The following is a 25,135-nucleotide window of genomic DNA, read 5'->3' as shown; positions in this document are numbered from 1 at the left end:
GCTTAAGTATGCTCTGTGAGCTTTTCACCAACTCGTCAAAAAAGACCAACCATACTTGGTCGGCCTCTAGGGTTAGATTGCTCATTATGAAAAGGATCCTTAAAAGCTATCAGGTGGCTCTGACCGGAATCCATAGTAATATAAAATAGCCTCGACGATTCGGCGTGAGGCTTCTCCGTCACCGTAGGGGTTGGCTGCTTTCGACATTTTGGCATAGGCCTCTTCGTCTGTGAGCAATTCATGGGCCATTTCAAAGATGGTACTTTCATCTGTACCAGCAAGCTTAAGGGTCCCTGCCTCAATTCCCTCCGGACGCTCGGTTGTGTTCCTTAACACTAGAACGGGAACGCCGAAAGCTGGTGCCTCCTCTTGGACGCCACCGGAATCGGTCAAAATCAAGTGGGAACGGGACATAAAATTATGAAAATCAACGACATCAAGTGGCGCGATTAACTTAATTCTAGGGTGGCTGCCGAGAATTTCGTCGGCTGCTTCTTTTACCGCTGGATTCAGGTGGACTGGGTAGACGACCGCAATATCGGAATGTGTCTCGACAAGCCGGCGGATCGCTCGGAACATGCCCCTCATGGGTTCTCCGAGGTTTTCGCGTCGATGCGCAGTCATCAAGACGAGTCGATTTCCCTCAAGTTCCTCCAGGACAGGATGTGTGTAATCTTTGCGAACGGTTGTTTTTTGCGCGTCGATCACTGTGTTTCCAGTAATGAAAATCGACTGATCTAGTTTGTTTTCCTTTTTCAAGTTAGCTGCAGACACTTTCGTTGGAGAAAAGTGCAGGTCTGCGATAACCCCCGTTAACTGGCGATTCATTTCTTCCGGATATGGTGAATATTTGTTGTAGGTTCGTAGTCCAGCCTCAACATGTCCGACAGCTACCTGATTATAAAGCGCAGCCAAGCTCGCGACAAAAGTCGTGGTGGTATCCCCATGCACCAGCACGATGTCCGGCTTTAATTCCTTCATAACCCCATCTAGACCAGCCAGTGCACGGTTGGTAATTTCAATCAACGTCTGACGATCCTTCATAATATTTAAATCATAGTCAGGCTCAATTTGAAAAATCTCCAGCACTTGGTCCAGCATCTGGCGATGCTGGGCTGTTACACAAACATATGTCTCTAATTCTGGATACTTTTTTAATTCGTGGACAAGTGGAGCCATTTTGATCGCTTCGGGTCTTGTCCCAAAAACGGTCAGCACCTTTTTCTTCATTTCCCCAACTCTCCCTTATTTTGTTCCAAACAATCGATCTCCTGCATCCCCTAAACCAGGTACGATATAGCCATGGTCATTCAGTCCTTCATCCACTGCAGCAACATAAATATCAACATCTGGATGCTCTTCCTGAACTTTTTCAATACCTTGCGGAGCAGAGACTAGGCACATCAACTTAATATGTCGCGCCCCCCGTTTTTTCAATGCCGTTAAAGCTGCAACTGCAGACCCTCCCGTCGCTAACATCGGGTCTATCACAATAAATTCTCGCTCCGTAACATCAGACGGAAGCTTGAGGTAGTATTCGATTGGCTGTAAAGTGTCAGGATCACGGTACAGCCCAACATGACCAACCTTTGCAGCGGGGATCAGCTTGAGGACCCCGTCAACCATTCCAATTCCTGCACGAAGAATTGGCACGAGTCCGACCTTTTTTCCGGAAATGACTTTTGATTTGCATTTCGTCACAGGGGTTTCTACTTCAATTTCTTCGAGCGGCATATTCCTTGTAATTTCATAGGCCATCAGCATGGCCACTTCATCGACCAGCTCTCGAAATTCCTTAGTACCGGTATTTTTATCTCTTATGTACGAAAGTTTATGTTGGATCAAGGGATGATCAAAAACGTATAAATTTCCCATGTTTTCACCCTCCTATGCTATAGGCTTTAGTATGTACGCTTCGTTTCCTCTTCATGCCGGGACTAATTATATCATAAACCAGAGAGTGGAAGGAAATAGGTTCTTGAACAACTCTTGCCAGTTTTAGACCGCGAACTTAAAAAATCCAGCCCCCAAAAAGGGACTGGACTTCAATCAGTGACAGACAGTATACAACTTCACTTACACCAACTGCATACCAGGGTAAAGCGGGAATTTCTCACAAAGCGCGGCGACGCGTTTGCGGGCTTCTTCCTTTTTCGCTTCGTCTGCAGGGTTTTTCAGTACAAGGGCGATGATAGAGCCGACTTCTGTCAAAGCTGCTTCATCAAATCCACGGGTGGTCACCGCAGGGGTACCGATCCGCACACCGCTTGTAACAAATGGGCTTGCTGGGTCAAATGGAATGGTGTTTTTGTTTGTTGTAATCCCTACTTCGTCAAGAAGATGCTCAGCTTCTTTTCCGGTAAGGTTTACGCTACGCACATCAATCAATACCAAGTGGTTATCGGTTCCACCAGATACAAGGTTCAAGCCTTCTTCTTTTAAAGATGTTGCTAAGGCTTGCGCATTTTTGATGATGTTTTCGCTGTACGTTTTGAATTCTGGTTTTAAAGCTTCACCAAAAGCAACGGCTTTGGCCCCGATCATATGCATTAAAGGACCACCTTGGATACCTGGGAAGATGGCTTTGTCGATCGCCTTTGCAAACTCTTCCTTGCATAAAATCATACCGCCGCGTGGTCCGCGCAAGGTTTTGTGGGTGGTGGTTGTAACAAAATGGGCATATGGCACTGGATTTGGATGGTGTCCTGTTGCGACCAAACCAGCAATATGAGCCATGTCCACCATGAAATAAGCGCCGACTTCATCGGCAATTTCGCGCAGGCGAGCAAAATCGATCACACGTGGATAAGCGCTGGCACCGGCAACGATTAGCTTTGGCTTGTGCTCGAGGGCTTTGGCACGGACTTCTTCGTAGTCAATGGTTTGCGTATCAGCTGATACTCCATAATCGACAAAGTTGTATAGTGTACCGGAAAAGTTAACAGGGCTTCCGTGTGTCAAGTGTCCGCCGTGGGAAAGATTCATCCCAAGTACGGTATCTCCTGGTTTTAACACACTTGTATAAACTCCCATGTTGGCCTGGGAACCGGAGTGCGGTTGAACGTTGGCATGGTCGGCGCCAAAAAGCTGCTTTGCCCGCTCACGAGCCAGGTCTTCCGCGATGTCCACGTATTCGCAACCGCCATAATAACGGCGTCCTGGATAACCTTCGGCATATTTGTTGGTAAGAACGGTTCCCATTGCTTCCAAAACGGCTTCACTGACAAAGTTTTCCGATGCAATCAACTCAATATTGTTTCTTTGCCGTCCTAATTCTTTATTGATGGCTTCGGCCACTTGCGGGTCTTGTTTTGCTAAATATTTAAACATAGTTTCCCTCCACTTTTTATGATCATCTATTGCTATGGTTTCCTCGTACCACAATCGATACCCTATCTTTTTGCAAGCTCTTTTATGAAAAAAAGAACGAGCTATTTTTTTCTCTATTCTATAAATGGTTTGGGTTTTATCGACAGCTTTCATTTCCAGGTGTTCGCGTATAAACAGCCCGGCTTCCGCCGATCAACTTCGGACGGGTATAAGCCATCGTTACGTGGGCGTTTCCGATCTGACGGACTGAGCTGCGGACCGGAACGGCTACATGGCGCAAATGCATTCCAATGAAAGTATCGCCGATATCAATCCCGGCATGCGCCTTGATCGATTCGACAACGACGGGATCTGTCATGTTGGAAAAAGCATGGGCCGCCATCGAACCCCCAGCTTTGGGGACCGGAACGACGGAGACTTCGTCTAACACAAATTGGTTTGCTGTTTGGCGTTCTACGACAAGAGCACGGTTCAAATGCTCGCAGCATTGAAAGGCCAGCTGAAAACCATGCCGGGTGCTTTCTTCCTTTAGCACACGAAAAATCACTTCCGCTGCCTGCGCGCTGCCTGCTGTTCCAATTTTTTCTCCGACCACTTCACTGGTGCTTGTCCCGATCACGAGAATGTGCTGTGAGCCCATCGCATAGATTTGGAGCAAATCCTTGACGACTTTCCGAATTTGCTGCTCCATCTCGGCGAGAATCATCGCTGGTTGGCCTCGATCTCGTTGATTTTGTTTAATCTATTGACATGGCGTCCGCCTGCAAATTCTGTTCCCAGCCAAACCTTCGCGATTTCCAAGGCAAGCCCGGGTCCAACAACACGTTCCCCCATGGCCAGAATATTGGAATCATTGTGCTCGCGGGTGGCCTTTGCCGAGAAAAGATCGTGCACTAGCGCACAACGAATGCCTTTCACTTTGTTTGCCGCGATGGACATCCCAATCCCTGTTCCACAAATGAGAATTCCCCGATCACATTCCCCAGCGGCCACTTTCTGAGCGACAGGAAGTGCATAATCCGGATAATCGACTGATTGTTCACAATCACAGCCAAGATCTACGACTTCTATTTGCTGTGCTTCGAGCATCGCTTTAATTTCTTCTTTTAGACGATAACCGCCATGATCAGAGCCAATTGCAACCTTCAAGATATCTCCTCCGTTTCCTTCAATTCATCCCTATTATACCCTATAATCGCAAAGGGCAATAGAAATTTTTTATGAATAATATATGTAAATTTGTGTGATAATGTTCGTTTTTGGAGACCTTGTGGCCATTATCCCTTCTAGTCAGAGAGTCTTTTAGGGGTAAATCAGGCTGAGACCCCCATCCATTACCATCTTCAGACCTTGTTGGCACTATCCCTTCCTGTCAGTGAGTTCTTTAGGGGAGTTAAATTCAGCCTGGGGCCTCTATACATTACCTTCTTCAGTCCCTGTGGCCACTATCCCTTTCTGTCAGTGAGTTCTTTAGGGGTGTAAATTCAGCCTGGCGCCTCCATACATTACCTTCTTCAGTCCCTGTGACTACTATCCCTTCCTGTCAGTGAGTTCTTTTAGGGGAGTAAATTCAGCCTAGGGCTTCTATACATTACCTTCTTCATACCTGTGGCCACTATCCCCGGGACTAAGGCTGACCTTAACTTCACTTTGCGGGATGTGGGCTGGGCCTATTGTGGTGAGGAGGGAAAAGTGCCTAGTTTCAATAAGCGAAGTTTTTCAGTTTAAACCTGTTAAAATACCCATTCTACGCAATTTTTCCGACAATAGCTGGAAATGCTCTGCTTATTTAGCTTCTAAAACCATGGGATGGACAAATAAGCGGATTTTCACCACTTATTATTGGCAGGCTCAGACCATTCTCTTATTCCCTCGGATAAGGTACGCCCTTCTTTTAGCAATAGACCTTCAACTTACAGTTAGGGATAATACATTCCCCCAAGTTCCAAAAATAAACTCGTCCCTTTACGCAAGGTCAAGAAATATGAAAAAGAAGTATCCTAATTTCAACCCTGAACACATGGGATAGTGGTCAGATATTCCGAAATTAAAATACATCTTCTTCCTTCACCAGGCTAAAGTCGGCCAATTCAAGCCCTGAACCCATGGGATAGTGGCCAGATATTCCGAAATTGAAATACATCTTCTTCCTTCACCAAACTACAGTCCAGCCAGATCTGGGCCTGAACACATGGGATAGTGGTCAAATAGTCCGAAATCGAAATACATCTTCTTCCTTCACCAGACTAAAGTCGGTCAAATCCAGACCTGAACCCATGGGATAGTGGCCAGATAGTCCGAAATCGAAATACATCTTCTTCCTTCACCAGACTAAAGTCGGCCAAAACTGAGCCTGAACACATGGGATAGTGATCAGATAGTTGATACTTTTAAACGGTAAACCGGCTAATGTGGCCTTTCAGCTTCTCCGCTTGCTCACGCAGGACCATTCCAGCAGCGGCGATTTCTTCCATGACCGCGGTTTGTTCCTGAGCCGCAGAGGCGGCGGTTTGGGAGCCGAGAGAGGCTTCTTCGGCGATTTTGGCAACGGAACGAGCTTGGTTTAACGTTTGCTTCATGTTCACCACTTGTCTACCGACGGTTTCCACAATGTACTCAATGGCATCGACCACTCGATCGACGGACTCGGTGATATTTTGCAGAGCCTGATTCGTCTCTTCACCACGGGCGGACTCCACTTTCGCCAACTTAACCTGCTCCGATATTTGCTTCACGACTACCGAAACTTCCTGCTGAATTTGAGTGATCAGCTTGTTGATCCCTTGAACAGCTTGACCGCTTTGGTCAGCAAGCTTACGCACTTCTTCTGCAACGACGGCAAACCCGCGGCCATGCTCTCCCGCTCTCGCTGCTTCAATCGAAGCGTTCAAAGCAAGCAAATTCGTCTGTTCGGCAATCCCCCCAACCAGCTTGGAGATTTCCGAAATTTCCTTGGCATTCAACTCCAGACGACGGACAACCTCGATGGACTGCTCATTTTCATCGGCCAAACGAGTCATTCCGGAAACCAGACTCCCAACAACCTGAGCGCTTTTTTCAATCGTACCAACCATGTTCTGTGTCATCGAACGAGTTTGATCCGTGCGCAGATTCACTTCATCAGCCAAATGGTCGACTTCTTCCAACGAACTGAGCATGCTTTGCGTGGCTTCCGACTGCTCCCTTGCACCAACGGCGATACCCTCGATCGTATAGCCAATCTGCTCCGCTTGATTTGCAGCAATTTGCGAGGCTTGCGTCAATTCCTCTACATTTTGCCCGGTGTGATGGAAATTCTCTTCAATATCGCGCACCATCTGCTGCAAATTGTTTAGCATCCGCTCAAACGCGATGGCCAGAGAACGAAGCTCGTCTTCCCCTTTGGGAATCGCCACTTTTACACGAAGATCACCTGTTGCGGCTTGTTCCGCAGACTTTTCCAACTGAATAATCGGCTTGGTGATCATTCGTGCGGCAATCCAGCCAAAAAGACTGGACCACAATACTCCCAACAACAAGACGATCCCTTGAAAGACTCCTGCCGAAAAATAGCTGGAAAAATAGTCAGATAAAAAAGTCAAGATAGCAAAGCTTGTCCCATATGTAACCGCAGACAGCAAGGCAATCCCGAGGACAATCTTTTTTTGCAAACCAAAACGATGTTTTTTCTTCACGATCCTTCTCACCTCTAGCCTTTAAAATGCTAGTGGTAGGATTCGACACAAAAACCAAAAACCCTTCACTATTTCGACAGTTTTCTTAGAATCTTTTCAACGAATTCTTGAAGTTCCCGTTCGGTCTGCTGATAATGTTCCAAACTCCCGCCGAAGGGATCAGCAATATCCCAATTTTTCGGTTCATCCGCGTACTCTTTTAACGTGTAAGTCTTGGGAATGGCCTCGGAAAAATAGTGAATAAGCATTTCCTTGTGTCCCCCCGTCATCGTTAAAATCAGGTCCGCCCACTCTATCAAAGCAGGTGTGACGGATTGGGAAGCGTGCTGCAGCTCGACACCGCGATTTTTTAGGATCGTCACCGTATGCTCAGCAGCCGGAGCCCCTGGGATCGCAGAGACCCCTGCCGACTGAACCGCAAGAGGAATCCCATGCTGCTCTGCGAGCTGCTTTAAGATTCCTTCCGCCATCGGGCTTCTGCACGTATTTCCCGTACAGACAAATAAAATATTCATTTTGATCACCTCAATAAATGAACTAGATACATAAGAACGAGACTGCCTCCCATTCCAAGCTGGGCAAAAAACCGATCATATTTGATAGCCGTTGGCGCAATCTCTTTCCAAACAATATACCCCATTGCCCCACAGGCAAAACCAATTCCCAGTGTAACCATAAAAGGGGAGCCGATGAAAAGCCATTGCCCAAGCAGCGCACCCATTGGAATACAGGCACTGACCGCCAGCGAAGCGAAGATGACCGTTCTTTTCGGCAGTTGGGCCATCACAAAAGGAACAGCAAGCCCAATCCCTTCCGGGATATTATGTAAAGCAATGGAAAGCGCCATAAGCAGCCCCAAATGCTCATGTGTTTCAAAACCAGCGCCGATCGCAATCCCCTCAGGAATATTATGCAGAGCAATCGCCAGCGAAATCAAAAGCCCCATGCGATAGTACTCTCTTCTCTGCGGGGTTAAAGAAATCACAGAATCCCCACCAACCTGGTGCAGAAATTGATGGAGCAAAAGCATCACTAAAATCCCCAGCCCCATACCTATCCCCACCGCTTCCAGGGGTCCCTGGGCGAACCCCGCCGGTAGCAAATCGACGAGCACAAGCAAAACCATAATTCCCGCTGACAGCCCTAAGTAAAAGGATAGAATCCGTTTTCCCGGCTGCCCGAAAAAAAGCACCCCAACAGAACCAAGCATCGTCGTCAAGCCAGTTATCAAACTGAGAATCATCAGCTCCATGGTGTCCTCCCCCTAGAACAAAAACTTAAGACCAAAGGCAAAAAGGATGACCCCACCGATTACCTCACCCCATGTACCCAAGCGGTGGCCCACCCGTTTCCCCAAAAGCAGACCAATGGCTGACATCAACATGCCTAGAATTCCAAAGACAACCACGGCGAGCCATACATTCACAGCAAACAAGCCAAAGGAAAAGCCGACCGACAGCGCGTCCATGCTGACGGATAAGGAAAAAAGGAGCATCTCGATCCCCCCAATTTTCCGAGTCGCCCGAGTATCCTCATCCCCTTTAAAAATGGCTGCCCAAAACATCTGAATCCCCAAATAGCAGAGAATAATTCCGCCAATAAAGGAAGCAACACTCCCCACAACCTTCGTCAAAAACATCCCCGTAAAAATCCCCAGTAAAGGCATTAAGATATGAAAAAGTCCAATGGTCAGACTGATCTTTGCAATCGTGCGTAGACGAATACCCAAGGTCCCTAATCCGATTCCTAAAGAAAAAGCATCCATCCCCAGGGCGAACCCAATCATCAAAATCGTATAAAATTGCCCCCACTGGACGATATCCCATGCCACATCGATCCCCTCCACATTACCTTGTCTTTCCATGGTTATGCGGACAGGTTAGGAAACATTCTTTTCGAGGCCGATTTACTGTAATGGGATCTACCCATCCATTTTGCATTCTACTGAAAACTATTTTCCGTGGTTTTGCTCCTCACATCGTCCCCCTGAGAGAAGGGAATAGTGGCTATAAGGCGCGAAAGAAAACGTCTCCACCTTCGCCTTCTTCCTCCTGCCTATGGCTGTTAATTCGACAAATTTCGGCTGGGGTCTGACCCCACAATCCGGTGCCCACAGGCCTTCATCAGGCGGTTCATGATTGCCATCCCCACACCATCTGACGGGAAGGACTCGGAAAGGATGTAATCCATTCTTTCCTGGTCGAACGTCCGTAAAGCATCGTAGAGATGATGAGCGACGCTTGGAAGATCGGCGCGGGAACCGCAGGGGACGACGAGGTCCGCTTGTGGATATTTTGTGGAGGACTCTTCTGTGGCGAGGATTCCTACCTTTTTTCCAGCGGATTTGGCTTCGGCAAGCAACGACCCAATCGCTTCCACCTGCTTGTCCACTGTGGGAGCAACGACCATCCACATCTCCCCTTTTGGGGCATAGTGTTGATATTTCATACCGGGGGCTTTCGGCCTTTCCTTCTCCTCAAGCAATCCGGGATCAACAGCAACCTGACCAATTACCGATTCTAGCTGCTCCTTAGTGAGTCCCCCGGGACGCAAAATCATCGGCGGATTCACGGTCACATCGAGCACCGTCGACTCCACGCCGACGCCGGTTGGTCCGCCGTCAACTATTCCGGCAATTTTCCCTAGCAGATCCTCTTCCACATGTGCTGCGGTCGTAGGGCTTGGCCGCCCAGAACGATTCGCACTTGGGGCAGCAATCGGCAGACCAGCCTGGCGGATCAACGAGAGTGCCACGGGATGTGACGGCATGCGGATGCCCACCGAGTCAAGGCCTGCTGTTACTTCTGGCGCGATTCCCTCTTTTTTAGGGAAAATCATCGTTAACGGTCCCGGCCAAAAAGCATCCATCAGCTTTTTCGCAATTTCTGGAATCTCTGCGACGAGCGCCTCCAGCTGTGCAATGTCAGCAATGTGGACAATCAGTGGATTGTCACTTGGTCTTCCTTTTGCCGCGAAAATCTTTTGCACCGCCTCAGAGGACAACGCATTCGCCCCCAGTCCATAGACCGTTTCTGTGGGAAAAGCAACGACCTCCCCTTTTCTGAGGAACTCGGCGGCCTCTGTTAATTGTGGATAATCCTGCGAATTCCCCACAACACTATCCACATTCCATATTTTCGTCTGCTGACTTATCATAACGAATTCAAATCCTTTACATTTCGCTTTTTATTTCGAACTAAAAGTTCCCAACCAGAAAAGTTATCAACAAAATGTGGACAAGTTGTGCATAACTTTGGTTAATTATGGACAGTTTCCCTTTGATTATCCACCTGTGTGTAGCGCATTGCTGTGGATAACCCCTCTTTTGCCTGTTTAAAATGCGATGATTGCTTGACTTCATGGGGAATCTCCTTCCAATCCACAGGTCTAAAGCCGACCCATTCAAACAATTCAACGGCCGAGCCAGTCAGTAAGAATACCTCCTGAACAGCCTTTTCCTCTGCCGATTTCAGCAAAATCTGCAGCAAATCCAGCACAATTTTTGTATTCCACACACTGGCATCTAACGCCAAAGAGCGAAGCAGACCGTAGTCTTGACCGATTTTCTCCCATCCGGCCGTGCCTACGATCTCCCCATCCTTTTCCACCACGAGAAATTGCTCCACATGTGGAGCAATTCCTTCATGATTTAGTTTACCCTTTGCCAATAATTTCACTATATCGTAAAGATCGCCGGAAGTCGCCAGCCGAATGATCACACTCATAATTCCTGCCTCCCCTTTTCTATCAACTCTATTAATCTATATGAGGGAAGGTAGAAAATATGACTAGTCAAAAATCAAGTTGAAAATCTTCTGAATCCATTCGACGATAAAAAACTTTACTTCAATCTGGGGCGCTTCCTCCCCAGCAGCCACTTCGACTTCACCGGATTCCTTCTTTTCACTTGTTTCTTTCTTATCCTTTTTCACCGCATCGCCATTGGCGATATCCACAAAACATAGCGGAGGGAACAATACGCACCACCAATTTTGTCCAAGACCGCTGCCGATTGTCACACGCAAAGCCTCATAGTCTCCCGCCGGATAGACATATTGTCCGTACATTTTAGTAGGAAAAGGCACTACACCCATCTCGACTTTTGTATTGTATGTATAACCCTTGGCTTCTACGGTTTGATCGACGATCTTTTTCAACTGGGGAAGTTCTTTGCTGATTTTCTCCCGAGCCTCTTGAATATCTGCTAGATTCTCTACTTTGCTAGCAATATAAGCATTCACTTCATCACGAACCTCACGCTTCAAAGCCTGATCCTCAGGGAGATCACTGTTAGCAATTATACGTAAACGGATGGACTGCTCAGGAATAGGGCCCTCAGCAAAAAGCGCTGCCACTGACCGCTGATCCTCCCAGCTCATCACGAGAATGATTAAAGAAAAGAGTACCCAACCTAGTTTCTTAGCCATTTTGTTTATCCCCTCTCTGTTCTATCCTTGTAGTCCTCATTTTGGACAGAATGGAGGGGATTTAAACGCGATTAATTAAATTTAGAATTGTCTACACTATTCGTCAAGACCCGATAATGATGCGCTCGATTCCGGCAAGGTCGCGAATCGCTTCAGTCGATTGCACGGCCCCGCTTTGCAGCAACAGCTCCTGAACCTCCGCCGCTTGACCGATCCCAATTTCAAACGCAACAAGTCCGCCTGGTTTGAGCACTTGTGGGAGTCCCGCACAGATCCGCCGATAAAAATCGAGTCCATCCGTCCCCCCATCGAGTGCCCGCATAGGTTCATGGACCCGCACCTGAACATCAAGCCCGAGAATGTCCTGGCTTGGGATATAGGGTGGGTTGGAGACAAGAAAGTCGAGCTTTTCCGGGATCGGGCTGAGCAGGTCCCCTTTTAGAAAAGTGAGTTGCTCTGCTACCCCATTGAGTCGGCTATTTTCTTGGGCGGTGTCGAGGGATTCCTGAGCAATATCCACCGCATAAATCTGCCACTTGGAATGGGCTGCTAGTGTGACGGCGATTGCGCCGCTACCCGTGCCAATGTCGGCCCCTTTGAGCGGAGCTTCGGTGTTTAGGCGCTTAAGCACCTCCTCGACCAGAATTTCCGTCTCCGGCCGGGGGATCAATACCGATGGATTGACACGAAAAGGCAGCCCGTAAAATTCCTGCTCCCCTAGGAGGTACTGTGCGGGAATCCCCTTTTTTCGCTGGCTCAGCAACTCTTCGATTTTTTCCCATTGGGTTGGTGTCACTTCATCGTGAATTCGGGTAAAAAGCTCTGTACGGGTTAGGCCGAGGACATGTCTTAGAAACAATTCCGCAAGAAATCTGGTGTCTTCGAGGGGCTCCATAAACGAAGAAGCCCTTTGGAGGGCTTCTCTAATCGTCAGCTTATTCATCTTACAGCCCTTCCGCGTGCTGCATTTGCTCGGCTTGTTCCTGAACAACCAAGGCGTTAATGATTTCGTCCAATTCGCCATGGAGGATAAAGTCGAGTTTATGCAGGGTTAGGCCAATGCGGTGGTCTGTTACACGGCTTTGCGGGAAGTTGTATGTCCGGATCCGCTCACTGCGGTCCCCAGTACCTACTTTACTTTTACGCATTTCACCGTATTCCGCAGCCGCTTTTTGCTGCTCTAAATCATACAAACGGGCTCTTAACACACGAAGCGCTTTTTCCTTGTTGGAGTTCTGTGATTTTTCATCCTGACAGCTAGCCACAATTCCTGTTGGAACATGGGTCACGCGAACGGCGGATTTGGTTGTGTTAACACTTTGTCCACCGGCTCCACTGGAGCAGAATGTATCGACGCGAATGTCTTTGTCGTGGATTTCAATTTCCACATCTTCAGCTTCTGGCAAAACAGCCACGGTTGCTGTAGATGTATGAATCCGTCCACCAGATTCCGTTGTCGGGATCCGCTGCACGCGGTGTGCGCCACTTTCATACTTCAACTTGCTGTAGGCACCTTTCCCTTTTACGGCAAAGATCACTTCCTTGAAACCGCCAAGGTCATTGTAGTTGGCTTCCATGATTTCTACTTTGTAGCCCAATTTCTCCGCAAAACGGGAATACATCCGGTAAAGGTCGCCAGCAAACAAAGCGGCTTCATCCCCACCAGCAGCCCCGCGGATTTCCACGATCACGTTTTTGTCATCGTTCGGGTCTTTTGGAAGTAAAAGCACATGCAGGCGATCTTCGATTTCCTGCTTTCTTGTGGATAACTCGTCGATTTCCATCTTGACCATTTCTTTCATTTCATCGTCGAGCTTTTCCTCGAGCATGCCTTTGGCATCTTTTAGCTGTTCTGTCACCAATTTATATTCACGGTACGCCTGAACGGTTTCTTCGATATCAGATTGTTCTTTGGAATATTCGCGGAGCTTGTTTGGATCACTCATTACATCCGGATCGCAAAGCAACTCCGTTAGCTTTTCATATCGTTCTTCTACTGCTCCTAAACGATCAAACACAAGTGTTCACCTCTTTTTTTAGAGTATAACATTATAATTATAGATATTTTTATGCGTAATGTAAAGGGCGGGTGAGGGTGGGCGAGCAGAGCGGGGTCCAATGATCTGAAACAGGGTCTGATTACCTGCTACCGAAAATTTGTTTGATCAAGGATAAAAAACGTATAATATCTTTTTCGAGTTTCGGTTTCGAAAAATTCCGGTTTGGGGTGGACCCCGAAAAAATAACCGGGAAGGCACCCGGTTATTCACTCACGACATTAATATTATATCTCGGCATTTTCTGTTTTAGTTTTTGATACACTAATGCTCTAACCTTCTCCACGTCTCGCTCTGTCCCATTGACAGTGATGCGGACCGTGGCTCTCCCGCCATTAATGGTAGCGCGCGCGTTGTCAACCCCTCTGACATGTCTGGCCATTTGGGCCAACGTTTTGACATCGCGATGTATGTTATATAAATCATTCTGTCCAGTTACCATATTTGGATTCAAGTCGGAGGGCTGAAAATCACTTTTGTACCCCAGATCATCGTCGTACGGACCTGAAGGGTTATTATAACGATAGTTAATGATCTGACCGTTCTTCTCAGTCGCATTTGTTGTATTCATACCACGATCCGGACTAGAGGCAGGGGAACAAGCAGAAGCTACCAAACACACCAGGCAAAGCATAAGCGAATAGGATAAAGTTTTCTTCAAGGGTGCCACCTCCTCGGATATAGCTTGCCCGAGGAGGTGCCTTATTCCTCTGCTATATTGTTGGGGGATGTGGCAGTTGGTGGGAGTGTGGAGGCCGTGGCGTTTGGTCGGGGGTGCGGGTGGATGGGGGTGGCGTTTTGTCGTGGTGCGGATTGCCGAGTTCGGGGTGGCAAAGGTGGCAGGGGGACGGGAATTTGGCGGACTCAGGAGACGCTATTTCTCACCAACTCCCCATTTTCCAATGGTTCGCGGACTCCAGAGACCTTATTTACCAAAAATCGACCCATCTAGTCCCCAAAATCCCCAAATAGCGGCTACTCGGTCCGGCAGGATCAGGAAATTGGCCTTTTTTCCGCAAATAGCGTCTCCTCGGTCCGCCAGTCCGCCTCGGATTCCTCGTGGACTCAGTAGCCGCTATTTCTCCCCAACTCCCCATTTTTCGAAGGTTCGCGGACTCCAGAGACCTTATTTGCTAAAAACCAGCCCATCTAGTTCCCAAAATCCCAAAATAGAGGCTCCTCGGTCCGCCTCAGTCCGCCTCGGCTTTCTCGTGGACTCAGGAGACGCTATTTCTCCACAACTCCCCATTTTCCTATGGTTCGCGGACTCCAGAGACCTTATTTGCTAAAAATCGACCCATCTAGTTCCCAAAATCCCAAAATAGAGGCTCCTCGGTCCGGCACAACCAGGAAATCAGCCTTTTTTCCACAAATAGCGTCTCCTGGGTCCGCCTCACCACCCCTCGGTCCCTCTCGTCTTTCTCGTGGACTCAGTAGCCGCTATTTCTCCACAACTCCCCATTTTTCGAAGGTTCGCGGACTCCAGAGACCTTATTTTCCAAAAATCGGCCCATCTAGTCCCCAAAATCCCCAAATAGTGGCTACTCGGTCCGGCAGAACCAAGAAATCGGCCTTTTTCCGCAAATAGCGTCTCCTGGGTCCGCCTCCCCCCCTCAGTCTCACCTCAGCATTCTCATAGACTCAGGAGCCGCTCGGCATGGGCCCCCAAACCAAAGACAAAACGGGCCGAGGTTTCCCCCTGCCCGTTCTTATTAAATGCCGTATTTCTTTTTAAAGCGGTCAACTCGTCCGCCAGCGTCAACAAATTTTTGTTTACCTGTGTAGAAAGGATGGCATTCGGAGCAAATTTCTACGCGGATGTTCTCTCTTACAGATCCGGTTTCGAATTCATTTCCACAAACACAAGTAACCTTGGTCAATTTGAAATTTGGATGGATAGCTTGTTTCATTCTTGTCACCTCTTTCCGCCCTAATCCGTCTATAGACTAGAGTTATAATAACACAATAGCGATTATAACACGGGACTCGGCCCATTTTCAACTGGCATTATCTCCTACCTTGAACAAATTCCTTCGGTGGAATGTGGGTATAGGATCCAATCACGACATCCGGAAGTTCCTGTTGGTAGATCTCGATGGCCTGCTTCATCCCGAACACCTCGCCCTGAGGCTTGGGGATCATGGTCAAATAGCTGTCAGGATCAATATTCAGGTTGCGCAATTGAATCAGGCGGACGCCTGTCCGGCGGATAAAGTCAATCATCGCTTCCATTTCCTCTTCCCGGTCGAATACGCCAGGGAAACAAAGGTAATTAATCGACGAATAGACACCGTGGTCCGCACAGTAGCGGAGTGATTTTTCTACATTTTTCAAATTGTAGCCGCGAGGTTTATAGTACACATTATAATGCTCATCGATCGCACTAATGGTGCTTACGCGAATCAAATCAAGACCAGCATCGACAATCGCCCGAATATGGTCGGTCAGCCCAGCATTGGTGTTCATGTTAATATAACCCATATCCGTTTTCGCACGAACTTGGCGAATGGACTCGGTAATCAACTGAACCTGTGTCGACGGTTCACCCTCACACCCTTGGCCGAAACTAATGATGCTTTCCGGTGTCTGCAAATGGTGAAGCATTACTTCCACCAATTCCTCGACCTTCGGCTTAAAATTCATCCGGGTCTGGGGAGCGACGACTCCACTGTCATCTGGCTGTTCGGAAATACAGCCAAAACATCCGGCATTGCAGGAATAAGAGACAGGCAAGGCCCCTTCCCAACGGTTCAAAAAGGTATTCGAAGCCGTCAAGCATTCGTATTCCAACGCACAATTGGAAATATGCGCGATGACACGATTTTCGGGATATTCCGCACTCAACTCCGCAACTCGGTCCTTCACTTCGTCGTAAGAACAATTGGCCGGGTTCCATTTGTCGTGGGCATCGCTTTGCCGTGCAGCAATAAAAAACTGGTCATCCTTCCATACCACAGCTGTGTAGCCAAACAGAGGAAATTTGTATTCCTTATCTGTTTTTACATAGGCGGGCAACAACAACCGGGTAAAGCCTTGCGGCAGCAAAGCACCGACAGGGCTTCCATCACCAAATCTCACCATCTCTCCGGTATTCGGATCGATCGCAATGGGTTTGGAATGGGGAAGGCTGACAAGCGTAGCCCCATCCGGCAGGGGAATCAATTCCTCTTCCAAAATCTCCAGGAACTGGTCTCCACTGCGGGCGACAGCTAAATAGTCCGGATGATCAAACACTTTTCCGTTTTCATCCGCATATACAAGATTCATCTTTGCAAGACTCCTTCTTCTGTTACATTCTCAGGCGCTAACATTCTTAGCTGATTACCTTTAGACGCTTGCCCCAGCAGCAGGCTTAGATGCAACTCGAGGCTTGACCTTTTCAATTTGCTCCAGGTACTCCGCATTGGTTTTCGTTTCGCCAATTTTTCTTAGGAACAGCTCGGTGTACTCTGGATTTTCGGTCATCGTCTTTCTCATCGTCCAGATCTTATCCAGCTCTTCTTTGGTCAGCAACAACTCTTCGCGGCGGGTACCAGAACGGCGGATATCGATCGCTGGGTAGATCCGTCTTTCGGCCAGTCGACGGTCGAGGTGAAGCTCCATATTGCCCGTACCTTTAAATTCCTCATAAATCACGTCATCCATACGGGATCCGGTGTCGATGAGGGCGGTTGCCAAAATGGTCAAGCTACCTCCTTCTTCGATATTCCGCGCGGAACCGAAGAAGCGCTTAGGACGGTGAAAAGCAGCAGGATCGATCCCCCCCGAAAGCGTACGGCCACTAGGAGGAATTACCAAGTTATAGGCGCGTGCCAAACGTGTAATACTATCTAACAATATCACCACATCTTTACGATGTTCGACAAGTCTCTGCGCTCTTTCCAGCACGAGCTCAGCGACTTTAATATGGTTTTCCGGCAGTTCATCAAAAGTGGAAGCGACCACTTCCGCTTTGACTGAGCGTTGCATGTCCGTTACTTCCTCTGGACGTTCGTCAATCAATAGGACGAATAGCTCAATTTCCGGATGGTTGTCCGCAATACTATTGGCAATTTCTTTGAGCAAAACGGTTTTTCCTGCTTTTGGCGGGGCAACGATTAATCCGCGTTGACCCAAACCAACAGGCGCCAGAAGATCAATAACCCTTGAAGATAAACGGTCAGGTGAGGTTTCCAAGACGAGCTTTCTTTGAGGATATAGAGGCGTCAGGGCAGGGAAATGTAGACGTTCTGCGGCTATCTCCGGATCTTCCCCATTCACCGCATCAACATGAAGCAAGCCAAAATATCGTTCGTTCTCCTTGGGCGGGCGCACCTTCCCCGAAACCTTATCGCCTGTCCGCAGATCAAAACGTCGAATTTGGGATGCAGAAATATAAATATCTTCTGCGCTCGGCAAATAGTTGATCGGCCGTAAAAAGCCATATCCGTCAGAAAGGATCTCCAACACGCCTTCCATAAACATGAAGCCGCTTTTCTCCGCTTGGGCTCGAAGAATGGAAAAAATAAGTTCCTTCTTCTTTAATGTCCCATAATAAGGGATTTGATACTCCTTTGCTAACTTATAAAGTTCCGTTAACTTCTTTTCCTCCAGCTGGGCTAATTGCATGTCCATACCGATGTCCAAGCACCACACTTTCACGAAATTTAAATTACTTACTGGTTAAACCTAACTTTTCCAGGCGGTGTTGTCCTTCGATGAAACGGATCGTTCCTGTCTTCGCCCGCATAACCAACGAATGAGTGGTAGCCCGCTTCCCGCCGAACCGAACGCCTTTTAATAATTCACCATCTGTTACACCTGTTGCCGCAAAAATCGCATCGTCACCTTTGACCAGGTCTTCCATGAGCAACACTTGATTTGGATCTTTCAAGCCCATCTTTAAGCAGCGCTCAAATTCCTCCTCGCTTTGTGGAAGTAGACGACCTTGGATTTCTCCACCAAGACATTTTAAAGCTACAGCGGAAATAACACCCTCTGGTGCGCCCCCTGAACCAAACAAAATGTCCACTCCGGTATGCTCAAAAGCGGTATTAATTGCAGCAGCGACATCCCCATCATTGATTAGCTTAATACGGCAGCCTGCATCTCTGATTTCCTCGATGATCTTGCTGTGACGGTCGCGGTCTAGAACGGTTGCGGTTAAATCGCATAAATCCTTACCTTTCCGTTTTGCCACGGCCTCCAGGTTTTCTCTCACCGAGCGGTTGATATCAATGGCTCCAACACATTCTGGGCCTACTGCAATCTTTTCCATGTACATATCAGGGGCATGTAAAAGATTTCCGCGGTCCGCAATGGCAATCACACTAAGCGCGTTCCATGAACCTTTGGCCAAAATATTGGTCCCTTCCAAAGGATCCACAGCCACGTCCACTGCAGGCGATCCACTTCCGCCTAATCCGAGCTTTTCCCCGATGTACAGCATGGGAGCTTCATCCATCTCACCTTCACCAATCACCACAACACCTTCCATCGGAACCTTGTTGAATTCCGCACGCATTGCCGATGTCGCAGCACCGTCTGCTTCGTTCTTCTTGCCAAAACCCATCCAACGTGCTGATGCAAGGGCTGCGGCTTCAGTTACTCTCACGATTTCTAGTGTCAAGCTTCTCTCCATGATTGAACACTCCTATTCAAATTTGCTCTTTTTTTCTCTCCAAATTTCGGCGCCGAGCGAACGCAACTTCTCTTCTAGTTTAGCATAGCCGCGATCAATATACTCCACACCGCTAATTTCCGTTACCCCTTCCGCTGTCAAAGCAGCGATCACCAAGGCAGCCCCAGCTCGCAAATCAGATGCCCTCACACTTGAACCCTCCAAGCGATGGACCTCGCCGATAATGGCCGTTCTTCCTTCCACGCGAATTTGGGCACCTAAACGGACCAACTCATCGACATGGCGAAAACGCGAAGTATAAATATTGTCGGTCACCATACTGGTTCCCTCGGCGTGTACCAAAAGCGCGGTCATGGGCTGCTGCAAATCGGTGGCAAATCCGGGATAGGGTGCGGTGCGTAAATCAATCGCGCGATAACGGGGTTTGCCGATGACTTGAATGGCATCGTCAGCTTCGACCACTTCGACACCCATTTCTCTTAGCTTCGCGGAGATCCCCTCCAGGTGACGGGGAATCACGTTGTCTAAAATGACATTGCCACGCGTTGCCGCGGCGGCAATCATGAACGTTCCCGCTTCGATTCGGTCTGGGATGATCGAATGACGGCAGCCTTGTAAACGAGAGGTCCCGCGAATCCGGATTAGATCGGTTCCGGCCCCTTTGATCACAGCCCCCATGGAGGTTAAAAAGGTAGCGACATCAATGATTTCTGGTTCTTTTGCCGCATTTTCGATGATCGTGGTCCCTTCCGCCCGTGCGGCGGCCAGCATCGTATTGATCGTTGCCCCTACGGAAACAACGTCAAAGTAGATTTTACTGCCTTTTAGCTTGGGAGCTTGTAAATACAAAGCGCCATCCTTGGTCTGGACACTCGCCCCTAATGCTTCAAATCCCTTGATATGCTGGTCAATCGGGCGCGGACCAAGATCACAGCCGCCCGGCAGGCCGATCACCGCTTCCCCAAACCGCCCGAGCAGGGCCCCCATTAAATAATAGGAGGCTCTCAGCTTTTTCACCTTTCCAGAGGGCAGGGGATGTGGCACGATCCCAGTTGGATCTATATAAAGGGTCTGCTGCTGCAGCTCCACGTGTGCTCCTAATTCCCGCAAAATATCGACATAGACATGAACATCGTTGATTTCCGGCAGATTCTCAATCACACAGGCCGTATCGGCCAGGATCGCCGCAGGGATTAGCGCAACCGCGCTGTTTTTCGCGCCGCTAATCGTAATACTCCCCTCCAAGGGCCTTCCGCCCTTGACACACAATATATCCATCTGTCTCTCCCATACTAGAAGTTAGAAGTCTTTTTCTTTTTCTATATATGTTTCGTTAATGGTTTTATTTCTTTGTCTTTTCCCAGTCAGAAAGGAATCTCTCAATGCCTGAATCAGTCAACGGATGCTTGATTAGCTGATCAAATACTTTGAATGGGATCGTTCCGATATGCGCTCCCATCTTCGCTGCTTCAATGACATGGATCGGGTGACGGATACTTGCAGAGATAATCTCCGTGTCGATACCATGGGCGTTGAAAATATCCACAATATCAGAAATCAAAGTCAGTCCATCAAAACCGATATCGTCTAGACGCCCTAAGAATGGGGACACATAAGTGGCACCCGCACGTGCAGCAAGCAAAGCTTGTGAAGCACTGAAAACAAGGGTCACATTCGTTTTGATTTTCTTCTTGGTGAAATGCTTGACAGCCTTCAATCCCTCAGATGTCATAGGAACCTTGATCACAATGTTTTTGGAAAGGGAAGCGAGCCTTTCCCCTTCTTCGATCATTCCGGCTGATTCGGTGCTGATGACTTCCGCACTGATCGGTCCATCGACAATATCGATGATTTCCTTCAGGGTTTCGATAAAATCGCGACCTTCTTTGGCTACAAGAGACGGGTTGGTTGTTACACCAGCAAGAACTCCCCAGGAGTTGATCTCCCGAATTTCATCCACATTCGCTGTATCAATGAAAAATTTCACGATTAGGCCTCCTTCATATATTGGTTTGTGAGCTACGTCGATTTGCTTTCTTTCACAAACCATCTAGTTGTCCTTTAGGGCTATGTTTGTTATGCTTTATTGCTGCTTCCAAACTCGCGCATCTTCGCCTTGACTGTTTCCTTAATGGTATCGCGGGCAGGTCCAAGGTATTTTCTTGGATCATATAGTTCTGGCTTTTCGCCAAGCACCTTGCGCACGGTTGCTGCGGAGGTGATCTGATTTTCCGTATTTACATTGATTTTCGCCGTACCCAGGGAAATCGCCCGTTGGATATCCTTTGTTGGAATCCCTGTTCCTCCATGCAGAACCAAGGGAACGCCTGTCAGCTTCTGCACTTCTTCCATGCGGTCAAAGCCGAGCCTTGGCTCTCCTTTGTAGGGTCCATGAACAGAACCAAGGGCAGGAGCAAAGCAGTCTACACCGGTTTCCCTTACAAGTCTGTCACATTCAGATGGGATGGCATACATCGCATCGGCCTCATCCACGGATAAATCATCTTCTTGACCGCCGATTCTTCCCAATTCTGCTTCCACGGAAATCCCCAACACATGTGCCACATCCACAACTTTCTTGGTAATGGCAATGTTTTCATCCAATGGATGGTGGGAACCGTCGATCATCACCGAAGTAAAGCCAGCAAACATCGCTTGCACACATTTTTCAAAAGAGGATCCATGGTCTAAATGGATCGCGACGGGAACGGTCACTTTGTATTCGTCCATCAACGCCTTGACCATCTCGACAACTAGCTTAAAGCCTCCCATGTAACGTCCAGCGCCTTCGCTCACTCCCAGAATAACCGGGGAACTTTCTTCTTGGGCTGCTTGCAAAATGGCTTGGGTAAACTCCAAATTGTTGATATTGAATTGCCCAACGGCGTATTTCCCCTCTACCGCCTTATTTAACATTTCAGTCATGGATACTAAAGGCATCGTTCTTGAACCCCTTTCTTTCTCACACAAAAATTACCCGACAAGCTGACTTCTCACAGCCAATCGTAATTCATCGATATCAAAGGGCTTGGTAAAATGGGTAATGGCACCGAGCTCCGTCGCTTCCTTGATCATATCCAATTCACCATATGCCGTCATCATGATCACCTTGATATCGGTGTTGATCTTTTTAATTTCCTTTAGGATTTCGAGTCCATCCATTCCCGGAATTTTCATATCCAAAATGACTAGATCAGGGGATTCATTTTTCACGATTTCAAGTGCCTGCTTGCCGTTTGCTGCCTGGAACGTCTCATATCCTTCTTTTCCAAATACTTCATAAAGCAGCACCCGAATCCCGTACTGATCATCGACAATTAACACTTTATTGCTTTGTGACATGAAAATCCTCCTCTAGAACTAATATGTAAATTTAAGGTTACCTGCCCATTTCGCATAACAGTTACATACATTCTATAAAGCGGAGAATTATTCCTGCCAATTCACAATTTTTTAAGACGTCAAAAACCGACAAGTTTCTTCATTTTCCAGGGATGTTGGACCTTATTTTATTGCTTGGATCCAGCCGATATAGATTCTTTTTTCAATTCCAATGAAGCCTTCACAAATTGACGGAACAGCGGTTGTGGACGGTTCGGACGGGAGGTGAATTCCGGATGGAACTGCACCGCAACAAACCAAGGATGTCCCTCCACCTCAATACACTCGACCAAGCGCTCATCCGGAGAAGTTCCGGAAAATGTAAAGCCAGCTTTTTTCATCGCTTCGCGGTATTGGTTGTTAAACTCATAACGATGGCGATGGCGTTCGTAAATCAACGGGCTCTCATAAGCTTCCAGCACCTTGGTTCCTTCCTGCAACTTGCATGGGGACAATCCTAGGCGCATCGTTCCACCCAAGTTTTCAATTTCCTTCTGTTCAGGCAATAGATCGATCACTGGATGCGGAGTCGATGGGTCAATTTCAGAGCTGTTAGCTCTTTCTAGGTTTAATACATGGCGTGCATACTCGATAACGGCAATTTGCATGCCCAGACAGATCCCTAGGAAAGGAATCTTGTTTTCCCGTGCGTACCGGGTTGCGGTAATTTTCCCTTCAATTCCGCGATCGCCAAATCCCCCAGGAACAAGGATCCCATCGACATCGCCGAGAAGTTCACGAACATTTTCCGGGGTCACATCTTCTGCGTCCACCCATTTAATTTCGACGTCAGAGTCATTATCATACCCTGCATGGTAAAGCGCTTCGGCCACGCTCAAATAGGCATCGTGCAAGGAAACGTATTTTCCTACAAGCGCGATCTTTGTCGTCTTGGAGAGGTTTTGCACGCGATGAACAAGCTGACGCCATTCTGTCATATCGGATTCATTGGCTTTCAAACCTAGATGGTTCAGCACGTAATCATCCAATCCTTGATCTTTCAAAACAAGTGGAACTTCATATAGTGTTTCCACATCACGCATTTCGATCACAGCTTTTGGATCGATATCACAGAACAAAGCAAGCTTTTCTTTCATTTCCGTAGATAATTCACGCTCTGTCCGACAGACCACCACATTTGGCTGGATTCCGATGCTGCGAAGCTCTTTTACGCTGTGTTGGGTTGGCTTGGTTTTTAGCTCCCCTGCTGCGGCGAGGTATGGAATCAAGCTGACGTGAATGTACATCACATGTTCCCGGCCGATGTCACTCTTGATTTGCCGAATCGCCTCCAAAAACGGAAGACTCTCGATATCCCCTACGGTTCCGCCAATCTCGGTGATTACGACATCCACTTCCCCAGACCGCCCGGCGCGGAAAACTCTTTCCTTAATTTCGTTGGTAATGTGGGGGATGACTTGCACGGTCGCTCCTAGGTAATCGCCGCGGCGTTCCTTGTTGATGACCGTAGAATAGATTTTTCCTGTTGTCACATTGCTGTTGGCATTTAAATTAATATCAATAAAGCGCTCATAATGTCCAAGGTCCAAATCGGTTTCCGCGCCATCGTCCGTTACGAATACTTCCCCGTGCTGATACGGGCTCATCGTCCCTGGGTCGACGTTAATATATGGATCAAGCTTTTGGATGGTTACCTTTAACCCGCGATTCTTCAGCAAGCGTCCCAGGGATGCCGCTGTGATCCCTTTTCCAAGAGAGGATACCACTCCTCCGGTAACAAAAATATACTTCGCCATAAATTACCCCTCTTTTCCTATGACCTTCTCTTTACTTTTTATCTTTTGCCTTTTAAACAAAAAAAAAACAGAAGCACTCCCATTCCGATTGGTAGGGGGCACTTCTGTTTGTTTAACAGATTTGCACGCATCCGTGTCAGCGTTGACACTTCAACGGAATTTGCCTTTATTTTCTTTCCAAAAATAGCCCAACGAAAATGTTACAAGAGCAGGAAAGCTTTGTCAAGCCTAATCGTCCTTTTCGGAATCATCATCCAAATCATCTTCTTCGAGGTACTCTTCCTCTTCATCCCCCGCGTCGCCATCGAACTCAGAATCCTCTTCTTCTTCGAATTCCTCATCCAAGTCTTCGTCTGTTTCTTCGTCCAGATCGACCTCTTCTTCTTCATCTTCATCGACTTCGAGATCTTCTTCATCGATATCACCATCAAAGTCTTCGTCTTCCTCGGTGAAATCATCATCCACTTCTTCGTCATCGAAGCCATAGTCATCATCACTATCATCGATGCCCTTACTCCTTGCCAAGGCTTCAATGGATTCTTCAACCTGCTCTGTTGTATACCATTTCTTCAGTCCCCACTCACTAGGGCTCATACATAGAAAACGGCCATCCAAGTTCATCTCGGTAAATACCTGTGGAAGAAGTTCAAGCAATTCCTCATCCGTCAAACCTTTCCACCTTGCCGCTTCTTTAAAAATATCCTGGTAATTCATGGTCTTGTTGGCCTGATCCAGAACTTCATATGATATATCAACAAGGGCCACTTCCTGCCATTTCTCATGATCAACCTTACTCAAACCCCGGCACTTCCCTTCTTGAAGAATTCTATTCATCTAGTATTCCTATTTTTATATAAAATAGTACTAGTGTCAAACATTTCCTCGAATG

25 protein-coding genes are annotated in these 25,135 nt (G+C 47.8%); all 25 read right to left on the bottom strand.

What is annotated here, in order from left to right:
- Positions 1-99: 99 nt before the first annotated feature.
- The 25 genes from wecB to rpoE all read right to left on the bottom strand — a co-directional run bounded on the left by wecB (position 100) and on the right by rpoE (position 25,044).
- Positions 100-1,230 (bottom strand): non-hydrolyzing UDP-N-acetylglucosamine 2-epimerase, encoded by a 1,131-nt coding sequence (wecB, locus tag J2Z37_RS19720; RefSeq protein ID WP_209812029.1) that lies wholly within the window; start codon positions 1,228-1,230, stop codon positions 100-102.
- 15 nt (positions 1,231-1,245) lie between these two features.
- Positions 1,246-1,875: a uracil phosphoribosyltransferase gene (upp, locus tag J2Z37_RS19715; RefSeq protein ID WP_209812028.1), complete on the bottom strand. Its 630-nt coding sequence runs from the start codon at positions 1,873-1,875 to the stop codon at positions 1,246-1,248.
- 201 nt (positions 1,876-2,076) lie between these two features.
- Entirely contained in the window at positions 2,077-3,330 is a 1,254-nt protein-coding gene (locus tag J2Z37_RS19710) for a serine hydroxymethyltransferase (protein WP_209812051.1), read from the bottom strand.
- 136 nt (positions 3,331-3,466) lie between these two features.
- Entirely contained in the window at positions 3,467-4,036 is a 570-nt protein-coding gene (locus tag J2Z37_RS19705) for a TIGR01440 family protein (protein ID WP_209812027.1), read from the bottom strand.
- The gene (rpiB, locus tag J2Z37_RS19700; protein WP_209812026.1) at positions 4,033-4,479 is read right to left on the bottom strand and encodes a ribose 5-phosphate isomerase B; all 447 of its coding nucleotides are present in this window, start codon (positions 4,477-4,479) and stop codon (positions 4,033-4,035) included. The genes J2Z37_RS19705 and rpiB overlap by 4 nt, the downstream gene beginning before the upstream one ends.
- 1,241 nt (positions 4,480-5,720) lie before the next feature.
- Positions 5,721-7,004, bottom strand: a complete 1,284-nt coding sequence (locus J2Z37_RS19695; protein WP_209812025.1) for a methyl-accepting chemotaxis protein — start codon at positions 7,002-7,004, stop codon at positions 5,721-5,723.
- A gap of 68 nt (positions 7,005-7,072) precedes the next feature.
- Positions 7,073-7,519, bottom strand: coding sequence for a low molecular weight protein arginine phosphatase (locus tag J2Z37_RS19690; protein WP_209812024.1), 447 nt, complete (start codon positions 7,517-7,519; stop codon positions 7,073-7,075).
- Between the two features lie 5 nt (positions 7,520-7,524).
- On the bottom strand, positions 7,525-8,256 hold the full coding sequence (locus J2Z37_RS19685; protein ID WP_209812023.1) for a ZIP family metal transporter: 732 nt from the start codon (positions 8,254-8,256) through the stop codon (positions 7,525-7,527).
- A 12-nt stretch (positions 8,257-8,268) separates the two neighbouring features.
- Positions 8,269-8,868, bottom strand: a complete 600-nt coding sequence (locus J2Z37_RS19680) for a manganese efflux pump MntP (protein ID WP_209812022.1) — start codon at positions 8,866-8,868, stop codon at positions 8,269-8,271.
- Positions 8,869-9,068: 200 nt separating this feature from the next.
- Positions 9,069-10,160, bottom strand: a complete 1,092-nt coding sequence (locus J2Z37_RS19675; RefSeq protein WP_209812021.1) for an L-threonylcarbamoyladenylate synthase — start codon at positions 10,158-10,160, stop codon at positions 9,069-9,071.
- Positions 10,161-10,261: 101 nt separating this feature from the next.
- Complete coding sequence (locus J2Z37_RS19670; protein ID WP_209812020.1) at positions 10,262-10,729, bottom strand: GNAT family N-acetyltransferase; 468 nt, start codon at positions 10,727-10,729, stop codon at positions 10,262-10,264.
- A 63-nt stretch (positions 10,730-10,792) separates the two neighbouring features.
- Positions 10,793-11,431, bottom strand: coding sequence for a stage II sporulation protein R (gene spoIIR, locus J2Z37_RS19665; RefSeq protein ID WP_209812019.1), 639 nt, complete (start codon positions 11,429-11,431; stop codon positions 10,793-10,795).
- A gap of 103 nt (positions 11,432-11,534) precedes the next feature.
- The gene (gene prmC, locus J2Z37_RS19660) at positions 11,535-12,374 is read right to left on the bottom strand and encodes a peptide chain release factor N(5)-glutamine methyltransferase (protein WP_209812018.1); all 840 of its coding nucleotides are present in this window, start codon (positions 12,372-12,374) and stop codon (positions 11,535-11,537) included.
- Position 12,375: 1 nt separating this feature from the next.
- On the bottom strand, positions 12,376-13,449 hold the full coding sequence (gene prfA / locus J2Z37_RS19655) for a peptide chain release factor 1 (protein WP_209812017.1): 1,074 nt from the start codon (positions 13,447-13,449) through the stop codon (positions 12,376-12,378).
- A gap of 244 nt (positions 13,450-13,693) precedes the next feature.
- Complete coding sequence (locus tag J2Z37_RS19650; protein WP_209812016.1) at positions 13,694-14,149, bottom strand: Asp23/Gls24 family envelope stress response protein; 456 nt, start codon at positions 14,147-14,149, stop codon at positions 13,694-13,696.
- A 1,051-nt stretch (positions 14,150-15,200) separates the two neighbouring features.
- On the bottom strand, positions 15,201-15,398 hold the full coding sequence (rpmE, locus tag J2Z37_RS19645; RefSeq protein ID WP_209812015.1) for a 50S ribosomal protein L31: 198 nt from the start codon (positions 15,396-15,398) through the stop codon (positions 15,201-15,203).
- 97 nt (positions 15,399-15,495) lie between these two features.
- Positions 15,496-16,755 (bottom strand): radical SAM protein, encoded by a 1,260-nt coding sequence (locus J2Z37_RS19640; protein ID WP_209812014.1) that lies wholly within the window; start codon positions 16,753-16,755, stop codon positions 15,496-15,498.
- Between the two features lie 60 nt (positions 16,756-16,815).
- Positions 16,816-18,102, bottom strand: coding sequence for a transcription termination factor Rho (gene rho, locus J2Z37_RS19635; RefSeq protein ID WP_209812013.1), 1,287 nt, complete (start codon positions 18,100-18,102; stop codon positions 16,816-16,818).
- Positions 18,103-18,139: 37 nt separating this feature from the next.
- Positions 18,140-19,108, bottom strand: a complete 969-nt coding sequence (glpX, locus tag J2Z37_RS19630; protein ID WP_209812012.1) for a class II fructose-bisphosphatase — start codon at positions 19,106-19,108, stop codon at positions 18,140-18,142.
- Positions 19,109-19,120: 12 nt separating this feature from the next.
- Positions 19,121-20,386, bottom strand: a complete 1,266-nt coding sequence (locus J2Z37_RS19625; RefSeq protein WP_209812011.1) for a UDP-N-acetylglucosamine 1-carboxyvinyltransferase — start codon at positions 20,384-20,386, stop codon at positions 19,121-19,123.
- 64 nt (positions 20,387-20,450) lie between these two features.
- On the bottom strand, positions 20,451-21,095 hold the full coding sequence (gene fsa / locus J2Z37_RS19620) for a fructose-6-phosphate aldolase (RefSeq protein WP_209812010.1): 645 nt from the start codon (positions 21,093-21,095) through the stop codon (positions 20,451-20,453).
- Positions 21,096-21,184: 89 nt separating this feature from the next.
- The gene (gene fba, locus J2Z37_RS19615; protein WP_209812009.1) at positions 21,185-22,048 is read right to left on the bottom strand and encodes a class II fructose-1,6-bisphosphate aldolase; all 864 of its coding nucleotides are present in this window, start codon (positions 22,046-22,048) and stop codon (positions 21,185-21,187) included.
- Positions 22,049-22,081: 33 nt separating this feature from the next.
- Positions 22,082-22,450: a response regulator gene (locus J2Z37_RS19610; RefSeq protein ID WP_209812008.1), complete on the bottom strand. Its 369-nt coding sequence runs from the start codon at positions 22,448-22,450 to the stop codon at positions 22,082-22,084.
- Between the two features lie 167 nt (positions 22,451-22,617).
- A complete protein-coding gene (locus J2Z37_RS19605) occupies positions 22,618-24,246 on the bottom strand; it encodes a CTP synthase (RefSeq protein WP_209812007.1) in 1,629 nt (542 codons plus the stop codon).
- Between the two features lie 228 nt (positions 24,247-24,474).
- The gene (rpoE, locus tag J2Z37_RS19600; RefSeq protein WP_209812006.1) at positions 24,475-25,044 is read right to left on the bottom strand and encodes a DNA-directed RNA polymerase subunit delta; all 570 of its coding nucleotides are present in this window, start codon (positions 25,042-25,044) and stop codon (positions 24,475-24,477) included.
- Between the last annotated feature and the right edge of the window lie 91 nt (positions 25,045-25,135).

It is taken from the genome of Ammoniphilus resinae, from assembly GCF_017873965.1.
In the GTDB taxonomy this organism is placed as follows: domain Bacteria; phylum Bacillota; class Bacilli; order Aneurinibacillales; family RAOX-1; genus Ammoniphilus_A; species Ammoniphilus_A resinae.
The sequence above is the reverse complement of the archived record's forward strand: the minus strand, read 5'-3'. Positions and strand labels throughout refer to the sequence as shown.

Coding starts and splice junctions, on each gene's coding strand:
- wecB (WP_209812029.1), bottom strand. CDS start 1,230: ATGAAGAAAAAGGTGCTGACCGTTTTTGGGACAAGACCCGAAGCGATC.
- upp (WP_209812028.1), bottom strand. CDS start 1,875: ATGGGAAATTTATACGTTTTTGATCATCCCTTGATCCAACATAAACTT.
- J2Z37_RS19710 (WP_209812051.1), bottom strand. CDS start 3,330: ATGTTTAAATATTTAGCAAAACAAGACCCGCAAGTGGCCGAAGCCATC.
- J2Z37_RS19705 (WP_209812027.1), bottom strand. CDS start 4,036: ATGATTCTCGCCGAGATGGAGCAGCAAATTCGGAAAGTCGTCAAGGAT.
- J2Z37_RS19690 (WP_209812024.1), bottom strand. CDS start 7,519: ATGAATATTTTATTTGTCTGTACGGGAAATACGTGCAGAAGCCCGATG.
- J2Z37_RS19685 (WP_209812023.1), bottom strand. CDS start 8,256: ATGGAGCTGATGATTCTCAGTTTGATAACTGGCTTGACGACGATGCTT.
- J2Z37_RS19680 (WP_209812022.1), bottom strand. CDS start 8,868: ATGGAAAGACAAGGTAATGTGGAGGGGATCGATGTGGCATGGGATATC.
- J2Z37_RS19675 (WP_209812021.1), bottom strand. CDS start 10,160: ATGATAAGTCAGCAGACGAAAATATGGAATGTGGATAGTGTTGTGGGG.
- J2Z37_RS19670 (WP_209812020.1), bottom strand. CDS start 10,729: ATGAGTGTGATCATTCGGCTGGCGACTTCCGGCGATCTTTACGATATA.
- spoIIR (WP_209812019.1), bottom strand. CDS start 11,431: ATGGCTAAGAAACTAGGTTGGGTACTCTTTTCTTTAATCATTCTCGTG.
- prmC (WP_209812018.1), bottom strand. CDS start 12,374: ATGAATAAGCTGACGATTAGAGAAGCCCTCCAAAGGGCTTCTTCGTTT.
- rpmE (WP_209812015.1), bottom strand. CDS start 15,398: ATGAAACAAGCTATCCATCCAAATTTCAAATTGACCAAGGTTACTTGT.
- J2Z37_RS19640 (WP_209812014.1), bottom strand. CDS start 16,755: ATGAATCTTGTATATGCGGATGAAAACGGAAAAGTGTTTGATCATCCG.
- rho (WP_209812013.1), bottom strand. CDS start 18,102: ATGGACATGCAATTAGCCCAGCTGGAGGAAAAGAAGTTAACGGAACTT.
- glpX (WP_209812012.1), bottom strand. CDS start 19,108: ATGGAGAGAAGCTTGACACTAGAAATCGTGAGAGTAACTGAAGCCGCA.
- J2Z37_RS19625 (WP_209812011.1), bottom strand. CDS start 20,386: ATGGATATATTGTGTGTCAAGGGCGGAAGGCCCTTGGAGGGGAGTATT.
- fba (WP_209812009.1), bottom strand. CDS start 22,048: ATGCCTTTAGTATCCATGACTGAAATGTTAAATAAGGCGGTAGAGGGG.
- J2Z37_RS19610 (WP_209812008.1), bottom strand. CDS start 22,450: ATGTCACAAAGCAATAAAGTGTTAATTGTCGATGATCAGTACGGGATT.
- J2Z37_RS19605 (WP_209812007.1), bottom strand. CDS start 24,246: ATGGCGAAGTATATTTTTGTTACCGGAGGAGTGGTATCCTCTCTTGGA.